A 26,050-nucleotide genomic window follows, 5' to 3' on the forward strand; every position below is an offset into this window, starting at 1 on the left:
GGATGTTTGCATTCAATATCGTGTGTGTAGGTTTGCCTTTGTGGCAAATTATCCCTCGCGCCAGCGCCAATTTTGAGCATCATCATCGCAGTGTATTTTGGCCGAGTACACTACCTTATTTACCTTGGATTACCAATGTTAAAAATGTAAAAAAAAGCCAGCGTTAACGCTGGCTTCTTGAGATTACTGCTTGGCAGAATTAAGTGCCAATAGGACAATTACATGCCTAAGAAAGACTTAGACTTCATCTTACGGATTTCTTTTTCATCAGACCATTCGATAAGGCCTGTTTCTAAATCCATTAAACGCATTGTCATCTTATAGTAGACATCTTTAGTGCTACCGTCTTGCTTCACTATGCTAGATAAATTGCCATATAACATGTATTGAGCGCCAATTTGACGACCAAACTTGATGGCGGTTGATGGGTCAACCATGCCAGTGTTGTTTTGGTAATCCAGTTGTTTACGGACTGAATCTACTTTAGTCATGTCGATAAAACGGAACTTGCCTGAGCGCAATAATTTGTTACTGATAGAGTCAGTGACAGACTCAGTGTCGATATGTTCTGAGGTTTTGTTTTTGATGCTATCAACAAATAAAATCGGGCGGTCATTGGCTGTTATTGCCACGATAGGAGGGAAAGTCATCATGCTATCCACCATCTTGGCTGCAATAGCTTGTAGATCCGTCGAGCCAAAGTTCTCATTGACGGTTTCAACTTCTGTGGCATCGCCATATTCGACTTTAGATTGACATGCAGCTAGACCCATAACGGCAGCCAGTACAAAAATCAGTTTAAATTGTTTCATAGTCAGTTCCATTTTGTGATTGTATAAACTTAATGACACACGTCTTATTCAAATACCACAACCGCTAGGCTAAATGATTATTGAATAAATTCGGGTGTAATTACCAGTATCAATTGCCCAGACTAAGGTGGTTTTGCCTGCTGCAACATCAATTTTAGCCGGTGGCGCTTTGTCTAACTGCAAAGTGTATTCACCTGCACTCAAATAACGCCGCCCGATCTGTGCTTGTTTAGGGAGCGTCAGCCAACTGCGACGATCCGCTTGTTCTGTTACTACGTTAAAAATCTGCATCGCTATACTGCCAATATCGGCAGCATTGTTCCCTGGTTTACCACTCTTCTCAATCTGATAGGCCATCTCAGATTTAGCATAGACCCTAGCGACTTGACGAACTAGCGTCGCGGGCAGATCTTCCTTGAGTGCTGTGATGGCTAAGGCATCGATATTGGCAATAGGTTCAGTTTTCAGCACTGTACCTAAACCTTGCACTTGCGTCTCTGGCACAAAAGTATTGTTTGGCATGTAGGTAGCGAGTGACACTGTCTGCCAGTTACCATGGATAGTAAAAGGTACCGTGAGAGCTTGTTTTGCAGGCACAAAGCCGCGCTCGACCATCAAAATCACTTGACCATCTTTGGGGTTGGGCAATTTAGCATCGCCCCAACGGCGCTTAAACTCATCATACTGTGGCATGCCGAGCTGCTTGGCGAGGCGAACCAGATCTTGCTGTAAATAGGTGTTATCTGGAGTGATTTGTGCTGCTTTACGATAATCGATATAGGCATCGTTCGGCTCACCCAGCACTTCGTGCAGTACGCCAGTCGTGTAATAACTGTAAGCGTTTAAGAAAGAACTGGTGACTGTGCCCGCAGCTTGTCCTAGTTTGTTAACCTCGGCATCTATGGTGCCGTTTGCCATGGCTTGAACTGACTTTTGTGATTTTTGATAGCGTTCTTGCTCGCTGCTCTGTAGTTCGTTACTGCGACGAACTTCGACTAGAGCCCCCTGATAGTCGCCACTAAACAAATAGTTAAGAGCTTGGTATTGGTGCAGCATAATGCGTTCATACCCAGGGCCTCGGTACGGAATCGCATTGTCGTTTAACACTAAGCTGCTGGCTGTTGCGCCAATGTCACTAACGCTGACTTTGGCCTTATCATCAAAGGCGGTATAAGCATCTACTGCTTGCTGATAATATGTTTTACTGGCAGCAAAATCGCCGGCGACTTGAGCAATTCGTCCCGCTTCTTGGGCATAGAGTAAGCCGTCATTGCCATTGATATTGCTGGCAAGTTTGTCGATATCGGCCATGGGAGTCGCACTATTAAGCTCTTGTTTGAGTGGTTCAATCTGCGCAGGATAATTAATGAAAATACTGTTATAAGCGCAGCCCGATAAGTTTAAAACCAATCCCATTGCCAAGGTTGGTGCAATAAATGCGCGAAAAGGTGTAACGAAGGACAGTTTCATTATTGCGCTTCACCTTTTTTGATGGATTGGGCTGAAATCGCCTGAGTCTGTTCTGGCATAAGTGAACGCTCGAGTAATGTGATCCCTTGAAGGTGATCAAATTCATGTTGAAAAATCCGTGCAATAAAGCCCGTTAATTCGGTTTGTTGCCACTCGCCTTGTAAATTTTGATAGCGTACTTCAATGGCTTGATGTCTTTGTATCGTAAATCTTTGCCCCGGTACAGATAAGCAGCCTTCTTCTCCGCTGACCAACTCGCTTGATGCATTAATGATTTGCGGATTAACCACGACCACAGGCGCCATATTAGGCGCGTCGGGATAACGCTCATTAGGGCGAGAAGCCATAATAAATAAGGCTAAAGGGCTGTGAACTTGGGGGGCTGCGATACCAACGCCATTGGCAGCGTCCATGCTGGCAGACATTTGCTCGGCAAGATGCACGAGCTCGGCATCGAAATGGTGCACTGTGATTGCAGTCTGCCTTAGAATGGGTTCACCCACTAACGCTATGGGTAATAGAGTTGGGGTTTCTTTTGGCATTAAATGTTTAAACATCGCATTCCCTGGATATTTTGCAGTAACTGTTTTTTTAATCAAAGTTAACATCTAAAGCGTCAGTGTTAATAATGTGGTGGTGGCGTTTCTTCAGCCTGAGTCGCCATATTACTCGGTTCCATGTCCTGCAACTTACCAATTAACATGTGAATTTGGTGTTGCTGGTGAGCCACCAGTCGATTTAATTTGATGACCTCTTGGTTTAATTCTTCGACTGTGAGCTCTTGAAAAGCCAATTTGGTTTCTAGATCTTCAATCTGTGCTTGTACGCCTTGCATGGCTAACCTCTATTTCTGCCAAGTTTCAACTAAGCCTTGGCTACTGATACTAACGACTTTATTGGTATCTCGAATTGCCACAGAGTATACAACGGCTCCTCGATTTTGGCTGTTTTTAGTGAGTGCAACCTGCCATTTTTCAATTTGTTTACCCGAGTCACGTTGCCAGAGTATAACTTCCCGCGCTGGCGTACCTGTTAATAGCTGGCTGTCTTGTTTGATAAACCTCACCGCTGAAAAGTTCATTTGGCGACGGGTAATATCCAGCTTATTTAACAGCTTACCGCTTGTGTTATCCCAGATTTTTGCTTCATCTGTGCTGCCATTGGTAAAACTTAAACTACCACTGTCGTTGAGTGCCACTTTGGTTATACGGCTGCCGAGTGTCCACGTATGAAGCGGTTGGCCAGTTTGTGCCTGCCAGAGAATCGCCTGCATATCATTTGACCCCGTTAATGCTAATCGGCCATCAGCAGAGAGGGCAACACTATTGACGCGCTCTTTATGTCCAAGAAACTTGATTAAGGCAGATTTTTCGGCATTAAGCGACATGACTGAACCATCATTTAAACCAATAAGTAGTGCGCCATTATCTGCTACCGCGACACTTTCACCGGATGAAGGTAAGGACCACCAGCCCAAAGGCTTACCGTCGGCTATTTTCCACATAGCAACTGAATCTCGGCTTAACGATGCTGCAAATATCCCGTTGGGAGAAATCGCTGTACCTGTGACGCCAGTATTAATATCGCCATGTATCCATTGGTATTTGAGGGTAAGGGTGCTGAGATCCCAGCATTGAACTCCACTACTTTGAGTGGCAACTAAGGCGAATTGCCCATTACTTGATAGGCTCGCGCTATAGCTGGGTTCTGTCGTGAGAACACTGATATCTTCTGCTTTGGGGTGGCAAGCGATTAGAAAAACTGTGCAAATTACCAGCAGTAGATTTTTCTTCATGAACTTGCTCCCTAAGTTGTTGTCTTTAGACTTGATCAAGTGACATTAATCACTGTTAACCCATAAAGAATCTAGTTGGTATAACCGAGATAACTAGTATAAAGTTGTCACGCTTAGGTTATTGTAACCGCTTGAGGATGCTGAGGAAGCTTTAATGAAATCGATTTATAAATTATCGTTAGTTGCATTGGCTATTATTGGCCTATCTGCTTGTAATCAAGAAGAAAAAGCAGCTACGAGTACAAATGTTGAATTAACGACTGAAGCTCAAAAAGAAGCTTACAGTGTAGGCGCTTCAATCGGTCGTTATATGTCTGGCCATATCAAAGAGCAAGAAGAATTAGGCCTGCCAGTTGATCGCACTCTGATCGTCACTGGTTTCACTAATGGTCTGAATGACCAATTAAGTTTAACCGAAGAAGAAATGCAAACCATTCTTCAAGGTCTAGATAAAAAGTTAAACGATAAACGTCAGGAACAAGCAACAGCGATTTCTGCGAAAAATATCGAAGATGGTAAAAAATTCCTTGAAGAAAACAAGGTTAAGCCTGGTGTAGTGACAACTGAGTCTGGCTTACAATATGAAGTATTAACTCCAGGCACGGGTGAAAAGCCTGCCGCAGAAGACACTGTAGAAGTGGATTATGTCGGTACTTTACTTGATGGTACTGAGTTTGATAGTTCTTATAAACGCGGCGAAGCGGCTAAGTTCCCTTTGAATCGCGTTATTCCAGGTTGGACTGAAGGCGTGCAATTAATGCCTGTTGGCGCTAAGTACAAGTTTGTGATCCCATCAGAATTAGCCTATGGCGTACGTGATACTGGTACTATTCCACCAAACTCTACGTTGATTTTCGAAGTTGAGTTGAAATCAATCGAGAAAGCTTCTGCGGCGCCAGTAGCTGAACCTGCTAAAAAGTAATTGATTAGCTGCGACGTGTAATACGCCGCAATTGAAAATACCGCTCCTAAATGAGCGGTATTTTTTTGTCTGTAAAATTCGCATTATTGTTTTAATATTGAGCTCACTATCTTACAGCCGTTGGTTCTCAGACTGGCTCTGTGTTTCATTTTTATACCCATCATCAACATTAATCTGCTGCAATAACCAAGGGTATAAATCATCCACTTTAGCAGTTTGACTGTTATGTTTATTTCAAAATAATGAATGCTAAATTAAGTTTTAATTATATCCATTACCTTTTAAGGACCCGTGTTCCTTATATTTTATTGGGTATTGCATACTGAATAATATCATCAAAATATCACATTAAAATATTGATTGTTATTTAAGCAGGATGCCAAATGCTTTGAGCTTATGTGTATTGTTCTTACTGTTTGTTTTTACATGGCTAATACTTTTGATTTACCATCCTGTTCTGTTAGGTGAACAGTGAGAAGTCTATAATTAGTTACTCATCAATGTGTTACATTGGCAATGTGCGATCTTGCCCTCTTTTTTTACGCATTCAACTCTGAAATAATCCGCTCGCACGTTAATAGAAGTTAGCGGCAATATTATAATAATGGGGTTGATGATATGGATAATGTTAATAAATTAACGGCTATTTCTTTAGCTGTTGCAGCGGCTTTGCCTATGATGGCAAGCGCAGATGTGATGATCACCGAATATGTTGAAGGTAGCTCAAATAATAAAGCGATTGAACTGTATAACAGCGGCGATACGGCAATTGATCTCGCGGGTTATAAACTGGTTCGTTATAAAGATGGTGCTACTGTTGCGTCGGATATGGTGGCTTTAGGTGGTCAAACTATTGCGGCAAAATCGACAAAAGTTATTTTAAATACTAGCGGTACTATTACTGTTGCTCAAGGGGTTGATAGTTACTCTGGTAGTTTAAGTTTTAATGGCGGTGATGCGGTTGCCTTAATGAAAGATGATGCAGTCATCGATATTATTGGTGATGTGCCGACGCCAACGGGTTGGGGATTAGACGTTACCTTAAAACGTAAATTAGATGCGTTAGTGGCGAATACAGTATTTAATGCCGCCCAGTGGGAACAATTACCTAAAGATACCTTCTCTGGTTTAGGTTCTCTAGAAACGCCTGCTGAGCCAGAAGTGCCGCTCTTTAGCTGTACTGGCGCTAAAATTGTGCCTATTTATCAAGTACAAGGTGCGGGCGAGTCGAGCCCATTTGTACCAGCAGGGGCATTCGAATCTGAAGCCGAAGTGACTGTGCGTGGCGTAGTGACTGCCCGTGGTGAAAGCTTGTTTAAAGGTTTTTACTTACAAGAAGTTAAGGGTGATAACTCACCGTATACCTCTGATGGTGTATTTGTATTCTTAGGTGAAGCTGCACCTGAAGCGATTCAACCAGGGGTTGAAGTGTGTGTGCAGGGTAAAGTGAAAGAATACTTTGGCCTAACTCAAATCGATATTAAAGCCGATAAGAAATTTGATGTTGGCGCTAAGGGTGAAGTCCCTGTTGCCGCACCTTTCTATGTGGCCGATGGCGAAACCTTAGCGCAAGCATTAGAGCGCTATGAAGGCATGAATGTGGCCTTAGATGCGGGCAGCGATCTTAAAATCAGCCGCACCTTCAGCTTCGACTATGCGGGTAGTCGCAATAACATGCTAGTGTCATATCAAGCACCTTTGATGAAGCCGACACAGCTGTATCCAGCGCTTTCTGCTGAAGCAACGGCATTAGTTAAATCTAACCGCGAAAACCAACTCTTTATCGAATCCGATTACAAGCCTGCCAATGGTGTTATTCCATACTTCCCTGATTTCAATGTGGAAACGGGTTACATCCGTGTTGGCGATCAACTGACTAACCTGCAAGGTGTGATTGGTTACAGCTACGGCGCTTATCGTTTAGTGGCGACTAATACTATTACAGCGGGTGATTTTATCCGTGGTGACGATAGAACCGAAGCCCCAAGTGTTGCAACTAAGGGAGATCTGCGCGTGGCTAGCTTTAACGTGCTGAACTTCTTTAACGATGTTGATGGTGGCGATACCAATCCATCAGGCAGTAACCGTGGCGCCCTAACGCTGGAAGAAATGGTGCTACAACGTACTAAAATCGTTAGCGCTATTACCGCCATGAACGCCGATATCGTCGGTTTGATGGAAATTGCTAACAACGGTTTTGGTGAGAAGAGTGCGATTAAGGATTTAGTCGATGCACTAAATGACAAGCAGACGCCTGAAAACGCCTATAGCTTTGTTGAAATCACCGATGCTGATAAGTATGACGGCAAGTACTTTGGCACAGATGCGATTACTGTCGGCATGTTATACCGTGGTGGTAAAGTGGCTTTAGCGGGGGCAGCACAAGTTATCGGTACTCCAGAACAGCACGCCAGTGCTGGCAGCGTGACTCGCACAAAAGATGGCAAAACTGAGACTAACCCTGGCAATGATGCTTATCAACGTCACAGCTTAGCGCAAACCTTTAAAATCCATGATGAGTCTCTGACCGTAGTCGTTAACCATTTGAAATCTAAAGGCTCAGGCTGTTTAGAAGATTGGGCTAACTTCGAAGAGTCAGTTGATCCGGCCGATCAACAGGGCAAGTGTAATGCTTTCCGCGTATCTGCAGCCAAAGTCTTGGGTGAAACGCTAAAAGACGTGAAAGGCGACTTACTGATCATCGGTGATATGAATGCCTATGGTATGGAGGATCCTATCCGTGTACTAACCGACTTCGATGCGAGCAAGTCAGAGCGTGACATCCTGACCGCTTCGTGGACGACGCTCGACGGCAAAGTGTTTGAACGCCAAGGCAGCAAGATTGAAAAAGGTTATGGCTTTATCAACTTGAACACGAAAGCCCACGGTGCAAGCACTTTCTCTTATAGCTATAACGGCGAGTTAGGTAACTTAGATCATGCTTTAGCCAATGCTAGCTTAGCCAAACGTTTAGTGGATATTGAAGATTGGCATATCAACTCAGTGGAATCTAGCCTGTTTGAATACGGTAAGAAGTTCTCTGGTGATCTGGCTAAATCTGAAAATGCTTTTTCTGCATCGGATCATGATCCTGTGATTGTTGCTTTAAGTTATCCTGCGCCAGTAGTGCCGCCAAAACCTGAGCCAAAGCCTAAAGATGATGGCGGTGCTTTAGGTTATTTAGGTTTAGCACTGATGTCCTTGTTTGGTTTGCAGCGTCGTCGCCGTTAACCTGTATATGGGGTTAACTCACAAGTGCAATTTGTGAGCTAGACTGAAACAAAGGGATGGTTAACCATCCCTTTTTTATCTCTTTTTTTCAGTTTTTATTAGGAGTGAGTATGGATACCACCTCAAATCCGCTGAAAACCATGAATATCAAGGCGCCACTGTGGTTTTACTTTGTCGCAACGCTCAGTTTGTTGTGGAATATCATGGGGCTGATGGCTTTTGTTATGCAAATGACTATGACGCCAGATGCACTGGCACAGATGAGCCCAGATCAAATTACACTCTATGAAACAACGCCAATTTGGATTGATGCTGTGTTTGGCTTTGCCGTAGTTTCAGGGGTTCTAGGATGTCTATTATTGTTATTCAGAAAATTAATTGCTTATAAAGTGTTGGTCGCCTCGCTTATCGCTATTTTGTTGCAAATGACCTATGTATTTTGCATTCAGCAAGCGGCTGTGGTGCTAGGAGCCGACGCGTTAATTATGCCAAGTGTAGTCGTGGTGTGGGGATTATTTCTTGTCTGGTTTAGTCAGCTAAGTACCACTAAATCTTGGTTAGTTTGAGCCTTATTTTTGCCGATATAGATGTGACTAGCTGAGAGTAAACTAGTTGAACTTCATCCACTTCACAGTAAACTGCTGATTGGTTTTATTGACTAGGAAGTTGCAATGAGTATTTGGTTTAGAGCTGTAACGTTAGAGGATTGCGCGCGTTTAGACGCCGGTATGGGTGGCAAAGGCACCTTGATGCAGACTTTAGGAATTGAGATCAGTGAGATTGGCGACGATTACATGAAGGCCACTATGCCAGCCAGTCCGGCGGTGCATAACCCTTTGGGCATAGTGCATGGTGGCGCGAATGTCGCGCTTGCTGAAACCGTTGCTAGCTATGCGGCAAATTTCGCGGTGGATTTTGAGCAGTACTATTGTGTCGGTCAAGAAATTAACGCTAACCACTTACGGGCTTCCCGTAATGGGGTATTAACCGCCACGGCTAAGCCTATCCACTTAGGGAAGCGCAGCTCTGTATGGGAGATTTTAATCCACAACAGTGCGGGTGAACTGACTTGTATTTCACGGATGACGGCGGCTGTCGTTAAACGCTAAATGCAATGAGCCAGCTTATTACCTGTGGTGTGATTGGCGTATCAATCGTTTGATTTAAATAATATATAGATAAGGATTGGATATGGATAACGCTACAATTTGGGAATGGGTTGGTTATTTAGCTTCAGTGGTCGTTGCAATATCACTGATGATGTCAAACATTAAGAAACTGCGCTGGTGGAATCTCATTGGTGCGGCTTTATTTGTGGCCTACGGTGTGGCAATTGGGGCTTATCCTGTTGCCTTAGTTAACTTTTTTATCGTGCTGATTGATACTTATTATTTGGTTAAGCTTTATCGTGAAGCTGACTTATCCAGCAGTTAATGGTGTATCAGCTTAACTCCGCTTTCTCGCACCGCACTTCGCTCCATTGTCCTGAGCAGCTATTTGGTTTTTCAACAGCATCTTAAGTGATGTGAGCGGACCATTGGCTGTGAGTCCGTGTAATTCATTAACTGTCTTGCCAAACCCATTCTTAATCTTTTTTTTAGATTATGAAAATCTAGTTTAATCGTTTTATTCTAAAGTGGTAATTCTCTATTCTTGCTCCATCGACAACACGTCGCAGCCAAGGAGATAAACCATGGCCACCATTTACGATTTAATTGAAACCTGGTTAACCAGCAATCAAGACTAAGGAGCAGGGCATGAGTCAACAACATCAAACAAGTCAGTACTTAACGAGCCAAAACGGTGCCCCAGTGGCCGATGATCAAAACTCACTGTCGGCGGGTGAACGTGGTCCTTTGCTATTACAAGATTGGCATTTAATTGAAAAGTTAGCCCATTTCAACCGTGAGCGTATTCCTGAACGTATCGTGCATGCCAAAGGTACAGGGGTTTACGGCACATTTACGCTGACTAAAGATTTAAGCGATTACACCATTGCTGACCATTTCAATGGTGTTGGTAAGCAAACCGAAACCTTTATTCGTTTCTCAACCGTAGGTGGAGAAATGGGTTCTGCCGACGCAGAGCGCGATCCACGTGGCTTTGGTTTACGTTTTTATACTGCCCGTGGTAATCACGATATCGTGGGTAACAATACGCCGACCTTTTTCTTGCGAGATGGGATTAAGTTTCCAGACTTTATTCATACGCAAAAGCGTAATCCTAAGACAAACTTAAAAGATCCGCAGGCTATGTGGGACTTTTGGTCATTGAATCCTGAAGCTATGCATCAAGTAACCATTTTGATGTCGGATCGTGGTATTCCGGCGAACTACCGTCAAATGCATGGTTATGGTTCACACACTTTCTCGCTGTGGAATGCCAAGGGCGAGCGTTTCTGGGTGAAGTTCCACTTTAAATCGCAGCAAGGCGTGGTCAACTTAACCAATGAACAGGCTGATAAATTAAAAGGGATTGATCCCGATTCATCACAGCGCGATATGGTGGTTGCTATTACTGATGGTAACTTCCCGTGTTGGACGGTTAATGTGCAGATTATGCCTGAGGCGGATGCCAATACTTACCATATCAATCCATTTGATTTAACTAAGGTTTGGCCGCATAGCGACTATCCATTAATTGAGATTGGTGTATTAGAGCTGAATCGTCTGCCACAAAACTACTTTGCTGAAGTTGAGCAATTGGCATTAGCACCTAGTAATTTGGTCCCAGGCGTCGGGGCTTCACCAGACAAGATGTTACAAGCACGTTTATTTGCCTACGCCGATGCGCAGCGTTACCGCATTGGTGCTAACTACAACCAATTGCCAGTGAATTGCCCGCATGCCGCTAAGGCAAATCACCATCAACGTGCAGGTGCGATGGCGGGTACACAATGTCCTTATCATGGCAGTCAAACTGGTGGCGACGCTTCGGCAAACTATGGCCCGAACAGCACTGCTGATGCCTTGGTTGAGCCAGTAAACTTTAGCGAACCACCATTGCGTTTAGAAGGTGAAGCGGCGCGTTACAGTCGTTATAACCAAGACGATTATACCCAAGCGGGTAATTTGTATCGCATCTTCTCTGAAGCTGAGAAAGCGCGCCTAGTGGCAACAATTTCGGGTTCATTAAGTCAAGCGAGTTTAGATGTGCAGCAACGTATGGTGGCGCATTTTACTCAAGCCGATGCGGATTACGGACAACGTATTAAAGCGGCATTAGGTCTTTAAACTGTTGTTGTTGCGAATGTTTGAATAATAGTGGAAACGATAAAACTGAGTAGAAAGCCTCTACTCAGTTTTTATTATCAGCGACAACAATATTAACATTCTCGTTAATGTGCTCTTAGGCCGCGATGAGCGCTGCATTAGGGCTATTTAGCTGCTTTAACAATCCAAATGCTTGCTGCATTTTATCCTCGGTTACGATAAATCCTATAAATGTTTCATCCACGTCGAATGCTTTAATACAGCTTCCTTGAGCATCAATATCGACTTGCCAGCGATAGACGCCATTCACTGTTATACCGCTGAGCTGCATAGGTAACAGTGGCGTTTTCACTTTAATGAGCATGGCGGGAAAATTCACTGCTGTCGGTTGGTTCAGTAATGTGTTCGCCAGCGCATTGGCGCTCAGTAACGCAGGTTGCAAATAGGCCCTATTTTGGCCGTTGATTTGGGCGCAATCACCTAGCGCATAAATATGGGCATCGTTGGTTTGTAAGCATTCGTTAACGACGATACCTTTATTGACCTCTAGCCCCGCATGCTGGGCAAGTTGACTGTTAGGGATCAGTCCGGCTGCACAGATAACCGCATCACAAATAAACCGTTGGTCATTATCTAGGCACACAGAGATACTGCCATCTTGGTGTTGCAGTTGGCTGACTCGGGTTTGCAATTGCACTGTGACGTTATGCTGCTTTAGTACAGCGGTCAGTTTGTGGTTTAACATTTCGGGTAGCATATTCGGCATTAAGCTCGCTTGTGGATCGACCAAAAACACTTGCTTACCTGCAGTTGCTAAGTCCATTGCCAGTTCAACTCCGACCAAACCAGCACCGATAACCAGTACTCTCCTCGCGCCATGGATGTCTGCTTCGCAGGCCTGATATTCTATTAAGCTGTTAACTGTGTGGATGATATCGACGCCATCTCCCTCTATAGGTGGAATAAAGGGCCGTGCACCCGTGGCAAGCACTAATTTTTTGTACGCAATTTCGCGTCCTTGATGGCAACATACTACCTGACGAACTTTATCTATTTTTATGACTTCACAGTGATTTATCACATCAATTTGTTGCTCATGTGCAAATTCAGTCGCGGTCAATTTTATGAGATCTGACGCCATTTTTTTAAGGCTAAACACATGGCTTAAATCTGGTTTATGGTATTCGTCACCAGAGTCGGCTGTGATAACTGTAATCGGTTGTTCGCGGTTTAAACGTCGCAGTGTTTTGACTAGCTGATATGCCGCGAATCCACTGCCGATAATGACGATTGGCTTAGGCATTAGTCACCTCATTTTTTATGACAGCGAAAACGCTTTTACCTAGGCCACATTCGGGACAGAGGAAGTCTTCGGCCACTTGAGTCCAAGGTGTGCCAGCAATGATATCTTGATTAGGTTCTCCTTTTTCAGGGTCGTAAACCCATTGGCAAACGGTGCAAATCATTGATTGTGTATCATTTAATTCGCACGCTTTTGTTGCAATCGGTGCAGTCATAGGGACGTTATTAGTAGCAGTATTTTCAGCTGTTTGACTGGCCGTGGTGGCTTGGCTAGGTTTTGACATGACTTGATTAATGATAGAGCGACTATTAGCGCTATCGAGGGGACGCAATGCCCATTCTCGCGCGATTCGCTGGCCGTGCTGACGGCATTCTTGCATCGCATCACGATCGGGACGCCATTTGACTTTTAATCCCACTGAAGTTTCGAAACCAGCATCCATCAAACGAGTGTGAATTCTATCGACTGCGCCGCCATTCCAGCCATAACTACCAAAAGCTGCCGCCTTTTTATTGCGAAAACGCAGGCCCGTGATTTCTTCAAGCATGGCGGCAATTTTAGGCATCATTACATTATTCATGGTGGATGAGCCGACTAAAATACCTTTTGACCTAAATGCCTGTGCAAGGATTTCGTTTTTATCATGACGTGCGACGTTATACACTTTTACTGCTACATTGGGGTCAACATCATGAATACCTTGAGCAATACCGTCGGCCATCATGCGAGTATTATTGGACATAGAGTCGTAGAGAATCGTGATGCGGTCTTCTTGATAAGCGTCGGCCCAAGCTAAATATTGGTGAATAATTTGGGCAGGATTATCACGCCACACAATGCCGTGTGAAGTTGCGATCATATCTACAGGTAAATTAAAGCTTAATACTTCGTGAATTTTAGCCGTCACTAGGCTGCTAAAGGGCGTTAAAATGTTTGAGTAGTACCGTAGGCATTGTTCCATTAATTCATTTTGATCAACCTCATCATTGAATAAATGTTCGTCGCAATAGTGTTGGCCAAAGGCATCGTTACTGAATAAAACCGCATCTTCGGTGAGGTATGTCATCATGCTATCTGGCCAATGCAACATAGGTGCTTCGATAAATATCAGTTGCTTACCATTGCCTATCGCTAAACTATCCCCTGTCTTTACGGTAATGAAATTCCATTCTGGGTGGTGGTGATGTCCTACAATGGAGTCGACCGCATTTTCACTGCAGTAAATTGGTGTGTTAGGAATTTTGGCCATTAATGCAGTCAGGGCGCCTGAGTGGTCTTCCTCTGCATGGTTCATCACAATATAGTCTATGTCGGTTAAATTAATTTCAGCTTCAAGATTTTGTAAGAATTGCTGGCTAAACCGATGATCAACTGTATCAATTAACACGGTTTTTTCTTCACGGATAAGGTAGCTATTGTAGCTTGTGCCTTTAGTTATCTTGTACTCAGTACCATGAAAATCTTGCACTTCCCAATCGCGTTGGCCCACCCAGTGGATATTGTTTTTTACATGAATAGTCATAAATACACCTGTGATAATTAATAATGAATGCGCTACGTAAATCTTGCTTATTTAGTTAAATCTCTTATTGCACTCACTATGCCAACATTCTAACGTGTTGATTTTTATTGACATTAACGTATTTCAACATTTGGAATCACTTATTGGTGTCATAATGACAATTTGATATTGGTCAAATTGACATTACACTGTTGTCAATATGACTTTATTTGACTGTGGATGTGCTATGAGTGCCCATGCTGATTTAACTCAGTTAGCCTTAGATTTAACTGTCGGCGTGTCGACGCAAGACAGATTTGAGCGTTTGTTGGCAGTGGTCAGGCGGCGTGTCAATTGTGATGCTGCGGCATTATTGGCATTTCGGGAGCAGCAATTTGTCCCCTTGGCGATAGATGGGCTCTTTGCCGAAGTGTTAGGGCGGCGCTTTCAAATTAGTGAACATCCGAGATTAGAGGCTATCGCCCGTGCTGGCGATGTGGTTCGTTTCCCGGCCGACAGTGAACTTCCTGATCCGTATGATGGTTTAATTCCACATCATAGTGCGAACTTACATGTACATGCTTGCATTGGTTTACCACTAATCGCGAACGATCGCTTAATTGGGGCGCTCACCATTGATGGTTTCAACCCTCATCAGTTTGATGATTTTAGTGATAGCGAGTTGCGTGTGATCAGCGCACTGGCCGCAGCCAGTCTTAATACTGCGTTATTGATGCAACAGCTAGAATCCCAAGTTGTTGAAGTTTCCAATGGCACAGAGGTGCTCAATCGTCCTGCTAGTCAGCAGGAGATCATAGGGCAATCCACACAGATCCAATCGCTAAAGCAGCAGATAAGTGCCGTGGCAGGCACTGATTTATCGGTATTAATTACCGGCGAAACTGGCGTGGGTAAGGAGTTAGTGGCCGCGGCGATACATAATCAATCGACCAGAGCCGATAAATCACTTATCTATTTGAACTGCGCTGCACTGCCGGAGTCCGTCGCCGAAAGCGAGTTATTTGGGCATGTAAAAGGGGCATTTACGGGAGCAATCAGTCATAGGCAAGGTAAGTTTGAACTCGCTGACAAGGGGACCTTGTTTTTAGATGAAATCGGGGAGCTTCCCTTGGGGCTGCAAGCTAAGTTATTGAGGGTTTTACAATACGGTGAATTACAGCGAGTTGGCAGTGATAAGAGCCTAAAAGTTAATACTCGGATTATTGCCGCCACTAATCGAATTTTGCACCAAGAGGCAACGGAAGGGCGCTTTCGTTTCGATCTTTACCATAGGTTGAGCGTATTTCCTATCCACGTAGCACCATTAAGAGAGCGTGGGCAAGATATTGTTATGCTGACAGGTTTTTTTCTTGAACGTTGTAAAGCGAAGTTAGGACTCACCCATATCAATATCACACCCGCAGCGCAGCAGTTATTAGAGCAATACACATGGCCGGGTAATGTGCGTGAGCTAGAGCATGCGATACACAGGGCTGCGGTGTTGGCGAAAGCCGAGCTAAAAACGGCTTACATCAGCTTAAGTGATAAACATTTTCAGCTCGATTCTTTGATGAATCAAGCACACAGAACAGTCGACGAAGATAGGCCATCAGATGCCGCAACGCCAGCCAGTGAATTAGCATTTAGGTCTGAGTCGGCCTGTCGTGAGCGACAATCGCAAGATAATTCCAGTGTTATACTGGGGCTTAAGGCGGCGACTGAGAGATATCAGCGTCAACTTATTCGTCAAGTTTTAGCCGCGAATCAACAAAATTGGGCTGCGTGTGCAAGAATATTGCAAATCGATACAGGTAATTTGCACCGACTTGCAAAACGGTTAGGTTTAAAAGAATAAAATATTGCGTGAAGAAATTTTATTCTGCAGCAAAACCACAGCCTCGATTCTTAGAAGAACAGTGTTGCTACGCCTAAGAGTGCGAACAATACCGCGCAGCCACGGTGTATCCACAACATAGGTAATTTTTCGGCGCTGAAGTGGCCTGCGATCACTACGGGTACGTTAGCAAGCAGCATGCCTAAGGTTGTGCCTGCAACCACCATAGTTAATGAATCGTATTTTGCGGCTAATACCACAGTTGCGATTTGCGTTTTATCCCCCATTTCGGCGATAAAAAACAGGATAAAGGTAGCGAGAAAGGGGCCCATTTTATAGAAACGGCTCTCTTCTGCATCGACTTTATCTGGGATTAACACCCAAAGAGCGATCGCGAAGAAGGACGCAGCCACTAAATAACGTGCAAGATCTGGGCTTACCCAGTTAATGGCCCATTGACCAATCCAAGCGGCGGCAAAATGGTTAAATAATGTCGACAGCAAAATACCTAAAATAATGGCGGTTTTATTTTTAAATCTTGCGGCGAGGATTAGTGCAAGTAATTGAGTTTTATCACCAATTTCGGCGATAGCAACCGTAAAGGTTGAGGCAAGTAGGGCTTCCAAGTGTGATCCTTTAGGGGTGGTTATGACATAAGCACAATAAACCGTCCACCCCTAGGTGCGGTAATTGTGCTCAGGTCTTGCTGGGCAAATCTATGATTTGCTGTGAACACCATGGCATGTTGCCAAGTATGTTGATGTTCACCCTAGATGACGATGGTTCGAAATCCAGTTAGCTACTCCCCCGAAGCGAGGTGGGCATTATACCTAGGTAAGATTTAGTTTCAAGCACGAGTTTATAACAGTAGGTGCTGATAAATGTTTGACGGGTGTCAGAAAAATACCGATTCACATTCTGTAACTTAATGAATATAAATGAATTATTTTTTGACAACGTTGTCTTTTGTTGCTAATTTAGCCAAGTCATTTCTACTTAGTTACATACTGTTAACTCGTAGTGACTCAATGATAACGACTGTATTTGGCAAACTAATTGAAAAGTTAGGACGCAAAGCTTCCGGTCTAAGGTTGTAAATGGATTTTTTAGTGAACTAAGATAGCGGAGTTGCCGCAGAATTCGATTTCTGTGAAAGATAAACGACTGCTGTTTAATGCTGTTGTTTGCCCAAATACCACTTTTATATCTAAGCCTATCATTATGTTTAGGATGATAGGCAATCAATGGAGTGCATTAAAGTGGCAAATCCTACTGTTTTTTCCCCTATTTCTAAATTGAGTTTATTGGCCGCGGCAGTAATGGCGACGAATGCGTTTGTGAGTATCTCTGCGCAGGCGCACGGTTATGTTGTGGCACCTGAATCGCGTTCATATGCCTGTAAAACAGGTAAAAATGCCAATTGTGGTGCGGTGCAATGGGAGCCGCAAAGTGTTGAGGGGCCATCGGGTTTTCCTGAATCAGGTCCTGCTGATGGCAAATTGGCGAGTGCTGGCAATGGTGCTTTTTCACCTTTGGATGAACAAAGTCCGAGCCGTTGGGCAAAGACGGATATTAAAGCGGGCTGGAATAAGTTCAGTTGGCAGTTCACAGCAAACCATGTCACCCGTAATTGGCGTTACTATTTAACTCGCCAAGATTGGAACCCAAACCAAGCTTTGAGTCGAGCGAGCTTTGACTTAGCACCCTTTTGCGTAGTTGATGGTGGTATGGAACAGCCGCCTAAGTTAGTGACCCATGACTGCTACGTGCCAGAAGGTCGCAGTGGTTATCAAGTGATCTTGGCCGTGTGGGAAGTGGGAGATACGACGAATAGTTTCTACAATGCTATCGATGTGAACTTGGGCTCGGGTCCTGTTGTGCCGAGTGAATGGCAAGATGTGGGGGATATCAATCCGTCACTCGATCTAAAAGCAGGCGATAAAGTGATGACCCGGGTGTTTGACGCCAATGGTGAGCAAGCGGCTAAGCAAACAGTCATTACCATTAGCGATGCGACTCAAGGTGATAAACAAAATTGGCCTTTCCTATTAGCAAGCGCGATTAATGCCCAGCAGTCCCAGTTAAAAGCGGGACAAAAAAATGCATCGGGTGTGATTGAGCCTGTGTATGGCAAAAACGACATTTTTACAGCGAAAAACTCAGGTATTGAGCGTGTCGAAGTAGGATTTGATTTAGCTCCTGCTCCGGGCAACAGCTTAGAAGTCACTTCACTTGCCGATGATTATCAAATTATCGATGGTGCGGCGAAGGTCAGCTTTGATGTGACCAGTAACGCCGAGATGCTAGTGTCAGCGTATTTGTTTAGCCATGATGGCACAGCGGCAGGTTTTGTGAGCCAAACTGTTAACAATACCAGTGCTAGCTTAGTGTTAGACGTCGTTGAGCCTAAAGCTGGGCATTATCATTTGCAGGTAAAAGCTGAGCCTAAACAAGGTGATGTTATTCAGCAGAACTTTGATCTCTTCTTAAAGGACCAAGCTCCTGCACCAGAAGCTGATTTTGTATTCCCAGCAGGCGTGAAAGGTTACGTTGCAGGTACTACAGTGTTACAGCCTAAAAATGGCAAAGTGTATCAATGTAAGCCATTCCCTTATAGCGGCTATTGCGTGCAGTGGTCGGCTTCTGCCACTGGATTTGAACCAGGTGTTGGCGCTTCTTGGGCTATGGCGTGGACTGAGCTGTAAATTAACTTTTTGAGTTAATCAATTCTCAACATGATGTGATTGGGCTTAAACATATCCGTGTGTTTAAGCCCTTTTTGTCTGCATCGGATGGAAAAAGACCGGCTTTATTTTGATTCGAGCCTAATACAAGATTACAGGTATTCTCAACAAAGGTAGCGCTTTTGTTGGCTTGTATATTTTCGTTTATCACAGCGCTATTAAGTTGTTACCGTACCGTTTGCTGCCCTTCTTTGTTCACAACTGGCTTGCCCACTGGGTTTGGCTCTGTTAATGTCCCAAACTATCTATTTAATCGATGCTTATATCGGTACATTAATTTGGGCTATCACAATTGAAAGTCATGCCATTTTTCAATAATCGATTTAGTTAGCCTCAATGGCTACTGGGTTGAAACATTCAAAAGCTATTGGGGCCAATTGATCTGCTAGGTCGAGATCTGATTGGATGCTTTAAGTGATGTGTCGCTTATTTCGATTTAAGACGCAAGGCTTTATCGGTTCAAATCTTACTCAAATAAAATAATAATTAATTATTGAACAGGACTATTGTGTGAATTCAAAAATGTTAGGCTCGATCGCCATCGTTGCCGGGACGGCCATTGGCGCAGGTATGTTAGCGTTACCTTTAGCCACAGCGGCTTTAGGTATTATCCCTGCTTTAGTGTTACTCGTCGTTATTTGGGGCGTGTCCGCCTATACCTCATTACTTATGCTCGAAATTAACTTACGCACTGGCGTGGGGGATAACGTGCATGCTATTACGGGTAAGTTACTGGGTAAAAAAGGTCAAATAATTCAAGGTGCTTCTTTCCTGAGTTTATTATTTGCCTTGACCGCGGCTTATCTCACCGGCGGCTCTTCGTTATTAGTGCTTAAAGCGAAGAACATGTTCGATATCGTGCTCGATAATCAAGTCGCAGTGTTGTTATTTACACTGGTGCTCGGTGGCTTTGCGGCGCTAGGTGTTGCTTGGGTCGATAAAGTTTCACGTTTCCTATTCTCGTTAATGATTCTATTGCTCGTGGTGGTGGTATTATTTTTATTGCCCGAAGTCAGTATTGCTAGCATGGCAACTGGCGCGATTGCCGAGTCTATGACCAGCAATTGGATGGCGGCAATTCCCGTAGTGTTTACTTCGTTTGGTTTCCACGTTTGTATCGCCACTTTAGTGCGTTATCTCGATGGCGATGCAGTATCACTGCGTAAAGTGTTGTTAATCGGCTCGACGATCCCACTTGCTTGTTATGTTCTGTGGTTATTGGTGACTTTAGGCACAGTAGGCGGATATGAGGTGAATAGTTTTGAAGGTTCACTACCTTCACTCGTCACGGCATTACAGGATATTGCTCATACACCTTGGATCAGCAAATGTATTTCATTATTCGCTGATTTAGCCTTAGTGACCTCATTCCTCGGTGTGACCTTAAGTTTATATGACTTTATCGCCGAATTAACTCGTGCCAAAGAAACGTTTGCTGGCCGTATTCAAACTTGGTTACTGACCTTTATTCCGCCTGTCTTGTGTGCCTTGTATTTGCCTGAAGGCTTTGTGGCGGTACTGGGATTTGCGGCCGTACCATTGGTCGTGATGATCATCTTCTTGCCAATTGTTATGGCACTGCGTCAACGTCAGTCGCAGCTCGGTGGTTATCAAGTGTCTGGTGGATCTGTTGCATTAGTTATTGCAGGCTTGTTAGGTGCCGTGATTGTGGGTGCCCAGCTATTTGTTGGGCTCTAATTCATTGCAATTTAGCTTATTGTTATTTCATTGCGATAGATGAGGGCTTTTTAGCGAATACATCTGGGTAACTTTGATTAAATGTATTTGCTTTGTAAGCGAGTTTTTCAGAGTCTGTTATAGAGAGTGTCGCATGTGATAAAGTCAGGCCCCGGCCTGACTTTTTGCTTTTTAGGTTTTAAAGCGAGTGATGCTGGGTTTTAGCACAGTTATTTAAAATTAAAACAACGCTATTAAAACGAGAAAATGGCCCAGCTTGCGCGTGGCTTCATTCACATCAAACGGACTTAACACAATGAAAAAATGGTTACTCACAGTTGCCGTGGCCGCTAGTTTTGGCGCACAGGCTGACGAAGGTATGTGGCAGCCCCATCAACTGCCTGCAATGGCTGATGAGCTAAAAGCAAAAGGCCTTGAAATTGATGCAAAATCGATTTCTAAACTCACCGAATTCCCGATGAATGCCGTGATAAGCCTTGGCGGTTGCACTGCATCATTTGTATCGCCAAAGGGCCTAGTCGTGACTAACCATCACTGTGCCTATGGGGCGATTCAATACAACTCCACTCCTGAGAAAAATCTGCTGCAGGATGGTTTTTTAGCTAAGACTTTCGCCGATGAATTACCTGCGACCCCTGGCTCACGTGTCTATGTGACTGAAGATGTAACTAATGTCACTGAGCGAGTTAAAAACGGGCTTGAAGGTAAAGTGGGCAGCGCCTTCTATCAAGGCGTTGAAAGCCAAGAAAAAGCCTTAGTTGCTGAATGTGAAAAAGAAGATGGTTACCGTTGCCAAGTGTATAGCTTTCACGGTGGTCTCGAATATTATCTGGTTAAGCAATTGGAAATCCGTGATGTGCGTTTAGTCTATAACCCAGCCGCGAGCGTGGGTAAATACGGCGGCGACGTAGACAACTGGATGTGGCCACGTCACACAGGCGATTTTTCTTTCTACCGTGCTTATGTATCTAAAGCGGGTAAACCCGCAGAATTTAGCAGCGACAACGTGCCATACGAGCCAAAAAGTTTCTTAAAAGTATCGGCTAAAGGCGTGAGTGAGGGTGATTTTGTGATGGTTGCAGGCTACCCAGGTCGCACCAACAGATATCGCACAGCCACTGAAGTTCAAAATGAGTTTGAGTGGGCTTATCCCGAAGGCAAAATGCTGCGTGAACGCTTTATTGAGATCATTAAAGAAACTGCGCCAGAGGGCAGCGACGAGCGGATTAAGTACGAGAGTCAAATCGCAGGTCTGGCCAATTATGCTAAAAACTTCACTTCGATGATCGAGTTTTACGGCAAATCGACCATGTTGGCCGACCGTAAAGCCCTCGAAGCTAAGCTTGCGGCGTGGATAGCCAAAGACAGCAGTCGTGAAGCGAAATACGGTAAAACCTTAGCGGAATTAGATGCCTTGATTGCCAAAGGCAAAACGCATCAAGAGCGTGACATGATCTTAAGCTACATAGGCAGCACGACTATGTTGCCGACGGCGCGCAGCTTATATCGCCTCGCGAACGAGAAACAACTGCCAGATATGCAGCGTGAACCGGGCTTCCAAGATCGTGATATGACACGTCTAAAAGCCAGCATGGAGCGTATTGACCGTCGTTATGCGCCAAGCGTTGATAAAGCGGTATTGCTCGACATGCTAAAACGCTACGCCGCACTGCCAGAAGATCAGCGCCTACCCGCATTGGATAAAGCCTTTGGTATCGATAAAAAGTTTAGTGAAGCTAAGCTTTCGAAAACCTTAGATAAAATGTACGCCAAAACTGAGTTAGGTAAGAAAGACGTTCGTCTGGCGTGGATGGACAAATCCGTTGCCGATTTTAAAGCCTCTAAAGATCCTTTCATTCAATTCGCTGTCGCTATGTATGACACCGATATGGCCGAAGAAAAGAAAGAAAAAGAATTAGCGGGTGAACTAATGAAGGTGCGTCCGCAATATATGGATGCCATTATTGCCTATAACCTTGAGCAGGGTAAGCCTGTGTATGCCGATGCTAACTCTAGCCTGCGTGTCACAGTTGGCCATGTGAAAGGCTATTCGCCAAAAGACGGTTTAGTGGCCGTGCCATTCACTCGCCTTGAAGGCATAGTGCAAAAGGACACGGGTGTTGACCCATTCGATGCACCGAAGAAAGAGTTAGAGCTGATTAAGCAGAAGCAATATGGTGATTTCTATATGAAATCAATAGATTCTGTACCAGTAAACTTTTTATCAACTTTAGATACTACTGGCGGAAATTCTGGCTCACCGACCTTAAACGGCCGTGCTGAATTAGTGGGCCTATTGTTCGACGGTGTGTATGAAAGCATTATCGGCGGTTGGGCATTTGATAACGAGATTAACCGTTCTATTCATGTCGACAGCCGTTATATGCTGTGGGTAATGAAGTATTTAGATCATGCCGACAATTTATTAGCTGAGATGGAAATCGTTAAGTAATCCATTGCCGCATCTTGAATACTGTGGCTTAGGACGATTTAGATGAGCTGCATTTAAGCGTGTTTTTGTTCGATTAGCACGCAGGAATTACAAGACAATAAAATAGCGATAGACTCATAATGTTTATCGCTATTTTTTATTCCTAGAGCGCAGTAACTTTAGGTTCTAAATTGCTTTAGTAACCCCTCAATCATCTCCACTTGTTCTTCCAGATGTTGCTGTGATGTTTGTGCTAACTCTCCCGCTTGCTGATTTATTTTGGCTTGTTTTAGAATATTTGAAATGCTGTAAGTTATATGTGCCATCTCTTGTTTTTCATCTTCTGAAGCGCGGGCAATATCTCCATTCATGATTTTTATTTGATCAACAACGCGGATGATATCTGCAAACGCATCAGAAGTTTCTCCGATCCGTTCTTTTATCATTAACGCTTGCTTCTGTGCACTATTCATTACATCTACAGCTTTAGCTGAACCGGAAGATAAATTCGTGATGATGATTTCAATGGATTTGGTGGATTCCTGTGTCCTCGATGCAAGGTTGCGAACTTCGTCCGCGACTACGGCAAAACCGCGCCCAGTTTCTCCTGCACGCGCGGCTTCAATAGCTGCATTGAGTGCTAGCAAGTTGGTTTGCTCTGCGATACTTCGAATAACATCTAACATGGCGCTGATATTTTGACTGTCGGCAACCAAACTTGAAATGACTTGTGAGGCTTTATCTACCTCACTGGCAACGAGAGCGACTCCTTGTTGAGCCAAAACGACAATCTGATTACCTGTATAAGTGCTTGAGACTGCTTGTTCAGAGGCTTTATTTGCACCCTCGGCGGAGTCACCTACTTGATTGAGGGAGTGAGAAATTTTTTCTACTGCATCTGCAACTTGAGTTATTTCTTGTAACTGTGCGCCAGCAACCTGTGAACTTGTGGTAATGGACTGGCTTATTTGCGTGCTAGCGGTGATGAGAGAGTGATTACTGAGTTGGACTTTACTAATCAAGGCTTGTAATTTTTGTATAAACCCATTAAATGCGTCAGCTAAGCGTCCAACTTCAGTTTCTGCATTGGCATTGGGTAATCGCACTGTTAAATCGCCAGACCCTATGCTTAAATCAGCCAACTTATCAGTTACTACCGCTATCGGGGTCAATATTAATTTGAGCGCCATGAAATACACAAATACAGCGACAAGCACTGAGGCGATAAAACCTAATATTAACTTTGTGTTTGCACTGGTAACAATGGAATCAATTTGGCTAGATTCCCCCTCTACCTTACTATCAGCAGCTTCCTCTAAACTGGTTATAAATGCTAACAGTTCACTTATTTGTTGATTAAATTGTTTAATATCATTTTCTGGTACATCTCCGCTTTGCAAGGCTGAAAATATGACTTCGCGGATATGATTAAAACTCTCTAAACGATGGTTTAATGAGTTAACTTGCTGAGGCTCTATCAAGTTTTGTGATTTCATTCGCCCTAAGGCTTCTTCTGCGGCTTCAATGGCGGCATCCATTTCAGTTCGAGCTGCGGCTGGATCAATTTGTTTTTGTTGTAAACGGTTAATAACAATAATTTGTTTTTCAAGCTCTATCTGCCCCTCCATGGCACCATCGGCCGTATTCCAAGCCGGACCTGTGATGTAGGTTAGCATGTTTGACATTTGTACTGTCGCTGAGTAACCCACATAGGTATTAATACCGATAGATATTAAAAATGCCACTAAACCCGCGATAATTGATTGTTTAATATTCATATGCTGTCCCTAAAATCCTTAATAGATCCACAAACTTTAATTTTACAGCGTCATCTACGATTAATTTATTAGCTCAAAATTCAATATAAGCTCGCACTCCAAATGCTAATGCGTTATCTAGCACTGATGACATACTTGGATTATCAATACCGTACAAACTGGCTTGCATACTCACTGAAGATGTGACTGGACATAAATAACTCAGCTCTAAAATATTCTCATTGAAGAGTAAATCAGTATTTACGCGTAAGAATGGCGAACTATTTTGAGTAGAAGCATAGGCTAAACCAATGGTATCTTCTTCAAACCAAATATTATTTAGAGTGAACCCGATACCTAGATAGGATGCTAATTGATTTTTACTGGCATCAGCTCGTCCATATTGGAAAAAAGCGGTCAATCTATCGTTAATATTCTTTTCGCCAATTAAATAAAAACCGCTATTTGAATCACTGATATTCTCGTCAACGGGATTTTCTATTTCTGCAGAATGGTGCCATGCACCGATGGCAAATTTATAGGAATGTTCATTTTTTATTCCCCATTCAATGGCATTGAATAAACCATCAGATTGTTTAAATTTAATGTGAGTACCATGCGGATGCTCAGGATCGCCGGGAATGCCATCGTATGTCGCAAGTAAGAGATATTGATGTTCACCAACAAGTGTTAGTTGAACTCCTACCGCGGTTGTCGCAAAAATGGAAGGGCCTACTTGAGCGACTTCTGGACCAATACCAAAAGATGACGTTGTGAATAGTCCCGCAGATTCAAGTGTGTAAAAGGTTGAGTTGTAATCATGCAGGCCTGCCAATAAATTAACCGCGCCATTTGCAAAACTATGCTCATACCACAATTCATAGAGTTTAAGATGATTATCGGTTTGAATATTCGAAATGGTTTGTAAGTCGCCAGTCAAATCAGAGGGCGCCTTTCCATAATTACCTAAGACATAAATAAAGATGTTGCCATTATTCGACCAATTGGCAGCTTGCGTATCGATCGCTAAGGTTAAATCCAAATTTGCGAGATTGCGTGTTCCCTCTGCGATCCCTCCTTTAAGATTGGTGACAGACTCCAGTGTAAGGGCATTCGACCAGGTATACGGGGAGTTTTCTTCCGCCATCGCATTCACAATCGTCAACTGCAACATTATGGTAAAAAAGCACTTTTTCAGCATAAGGCAAATCCATTCGCTTCATATGAATTAAAAGTATAGGTAGGATTGTAAAATATGCAGAGAAATGAGACGGATGTGATTCTAGCAATGAAAGAGTTGTCTACCTCTTATCGCCAAATACGTCTTATCACCAAAATAG

General features: G+C 43.7%; 20 protein-coding genes and 2 riboswitches. Of the genes, 10 read left to right on the forward strand and 10 right to left on the reverse strand.

Annotated elements, in window-relative coordinates; genetic code table 11:
- Window positions 1-218: 218 nt before the first annotated feature.
- From lpoB to HGO26_RS10000, 5 genes are all read right to left on the reverse strand, one after another.
- Window positions 219-812, reverse strand: a complete 594-nt coding sequence (lpoB, locus tag HGO26_RS09980; RefSeq protein WP_173246506.1) for a penicillin-binding protein activator LpoB — start codon at window positions 810-812, stop codon at window positions 219-221.
- A gap of 69 nt (window positions 813-881) precedes the next feature.
- On the reverse strand, window positions 882-2,282 hold the full coding sequence (locus HGO26_RS09985) for a COG3014 family protein (protein ID WP_168824912.1): 1,401 nt from the start codon (window positions 2,280-2,282) through the stop codon (window positions 882-884).
- Window positions 2,282-2,839: a peptide deformylase gene (gene def / locus HGO26_RS09990; RefSeq protein WP_168824914.1), complete on the reverse strand. Its 558-nt coding sequence runs from the start codon at window positions 2,837-2,839 to the stop codon at window positions 2,282-2,284. The genes HGO26_RS09985 and def overlap by 1 nt, the downstream gene beginning before the upstream one ends.
- A gap of 65 nt (window positions 2,840-2,904) precedes the next feature.
- The gene (locus HGO26_RS09995; protein ID WP_006080410.1) at window positions 2,905-3,117 is read right to left on the reverse strand and encodes a SlyX family protein; all 213 of its coding nucleotides are present in this window, start codon (window positions 3,115-3,117) and stop codon (window positions 2,905-2,907) included.
- A 9-nt stretch (window positions 3,118-3,126) separates the two neighbouring features.
- Window positions 3,127-4,077 carry a WD40 repeat domain-containing protein gene (locus HGO26_RS10000; protein WP_168824916.1) on the reverse strand — a complete coding sequence of 317 codons (951 nt, stop codon included), beginning with the start codon at window positions 4,075-4,077 and terminating at the stop codon, window positions 3,127-3,129.
- Between the two features lie 154 nt (window positions 4,078-4,231).
- Between HGO26_RS10000 and fkpA the strand changes: the two genes are divergently transcribed.
- From fkpA to katB, 6 genes are all read left to right on the forward strand, one after another.
- Entirely contained in the window at window positions 4,232-4,999 is a 768-nt protein-coding gene (fkpA, locus tag HGO26_RS10005; RefSeq protein WP_105250047.1) for an FKBP-type peptidyl-prolyl cis-trans isomerase, read from the forward strand.
- A gap of 618 nt (window positions 5,000-5,617) precedes the next feature.
- Entirely contained in the window at window positions 5,618-8,230 is a 2,613-nt protein-coding gene (gene exeM / locus HGO26_RS10010; protein ID WP_168824918.1) for an extracellular exonuclease ExeM, read from the forward strand.
- Window positions 8,231-8,340: 110 nt separating this feature from the next.
- The gene (locus HGO26_RS10015) at window positions 8,341-8,796 is read left to right on the forward strand and encodes a hypothetical protein (protein ID WP_168824920.1); all 456 of its coding nucleotides are present in this window, start codon (window positions 8,341-8,343) and stop codon (window positions 8,794-8,796) included.
- 105 nt (window positions 8,797-8,901) lie between these two features.
- Entirely contained in the window at window positions 8,902-9,339 is a 438-nt protein-coding gene (locus HGO26_RS10020) for a PaaI family thioesterase (protein WP_028761594.1), read from the forward strand.
- Window positions 9,340-9,421: 82 nt separating this feature from the next.
- Window positions 9,422-9,664 carry a YgjV family protein gene (locus HGO26_RS10025; RefSeq protein ID WP_028761593.1) on the forward strand — a complete coding sequence of 81 codons (243 nt, stop codon included), beginning with the start codon at window positions 9,422-9,424 and terminating at the stop codon, window positions 9,662-9,664.
- A 323-nt stretch (window positions 9,665-9,987) separates the two neighbouring features.
- Window positions 9,988-11,463 (forward strand): catalase KatB, encoded by a 1,476-nt coding sequence (gene katB / locus HGO26_RS10030; protein WP_168824922.1) that lies wholly within the window; start codon window positions 9,988-9,990, stop codon window positions 11,461-11,463.
- 115 nt (window positions 11,464-11,578) lie between these two features.
- Here the strand turns inward: katB and norW are convergent, their stop codons facing one another.
- Entirely contained in the window at window positions 11,579-12,745 is a 1,167-nt protein-coding gene (gene norW, locus HGO26_RS10035) for an NADH:flavorubredoxin reductase NorW (RefSeq protein ID WP_168824924.1), read from the reverse strand.
- Window positions 12,738-14,267, reverse strand: coding sequence for an anaerobic nitric oxide reductase flavorubredoxin (norV, locus tag HGO26_RS10040; protein WP_168824926.1), 1,530 nt, complete (start codon window positions 14,265-14,267; stop codon window positions 12,738-12,740). The genes norW and norV overlap by 8 nt, the downstream gene beginning before the upstream one ends.
- A 226-nt stretch (window positions 14,268-14,493) precedes the next feature.
- Here norV and norR point away from each other — a divergent pair, with 226 nt between their 5' ends.
- Window positions 14,494-16,101, forward strand: a complete 1,608-nt coding sequence (norR, locus tag HGO26_RS10045; protein WP_247651524.1) for a nitric oxide reductase transcriptional regulator NorR — start codon at window positions 14,494-14,496, stop codon at window positions 16,099-16,101.
- A 50-nt stretch (window positions 16,102-16,151) separates the two neighbouring features.
- Here the strand turns inward: norR and HGO26_RS10050 are convergent, their stop codons facing one another.
- Window positions 16,152-16,706: a TMEM165/GDT1 family protein gene (locus HGO26_RS10050; protein ID WP_131524629.1), complete on the reverse strand. Its 555-nt coding sequence runs from the start codon at window positions 16,704-16,706 to the stop codon at window positions 16,152-16,154.
- 83 nt (window positions 16,707-16,789) lie between these two features.
- A riboswitch (yybP-ykoY riboswitch) is annotated at window positions 16,790-16,893 on the reverse strand.
- A 223-nt stretch (window positions 16,894-17,116) separates the two neighbouring features.
- Window positions 17,117-17,216: riboswitch (cyclic di-GMP riboswitch) on the forward strand.
- A gap of 123 nt (window positions 17,217-17,339) precedes the next feature.
- Between HGO26_RS10050 and gbpA the strand changes: the two genes are divergently transcribed.
- From gbpA to HGO26_RS10065, 3 genes are all read left to right on the forward strand, one after another.
- The gene (gene gbpA, locus HGO26_RS10055; RefSeq protein WP_168824930.1) at window positions 17,340-18,785 is read left to right on the forward strand and encodes an N-acetylglucosamine-binding protein GbpA; all 1,446 of its coding nucleotides are present in this window, start codon (window positions 17,340-17,342) and stop codon (window positions 18,783-18,785) included.
- A 561-nt stretch (window positions 18,786-19,346) separates the two neighbouring features.
- Window positions 19,347-20,522: an aromatic amino acid transport family protein gene (locus HGO26_RS10060; RefSeq protein ID WP_168825080.1), complete on the forward strand. Its 1,176-nt coding sequence runs from the start codon at window positions 19,347-19,349 to the stop codon at window positions 20,520-20,522.
- Between the two features lie 295 nt (window positions 20,523-20,817).
- Window positions 20,818-22,974: a S46 family peptidase gene (locus HGO26_RS10065; RefSeq protein ID WP_168824932.1), complete on the forward strand. Its 2,157-nt coding sequence runs from the start codon at window positions 20,818-20,820 to the stop codon at window positions 22,972-22,974.
- Between the two features lie 158 nt (window positions 22,975-23,132).
- Here HGO26_RS10065 and HGO26_RS10070 read toward each other — a convergent pair whose 3' ends face one another.
- On the reverse strand, window positions 23,133-24,731 hold the full coding sequence (locus HGO26_RS10070; RefSeq protein ID WP_168824935.1) for a methyl-accepting chemotaxis protein: 1,599 nt from the start codon (window positions 24,729-24,731) through the stop codon (window positions 23,133-23,135).
- 73 nt (window positions 24,732-24,804) lie between these two features.
- Window positions 24,805-25,911, reverse strand: a complete 1,107-nt coding sequence (locus HGO26_RS10075; protein WP_168824937.1) for a carbohydrate porin — start codon at window positions 25,909-25,911, stop codon at window positions 24,805-24,807.
- Window positions 25,912-26,050: the final 139 nt, after the last annotated feature.

The sequence above is a fragment of the Shewanella oncorhynchi genome (assembly GCF_012584455.1).
GTDB lineage: Bacteria > Pseudomonadota > Gammaproteobacteria > Enterobacterales > Shewanellaceae > Shewanella > Shewanella oncorhynchi.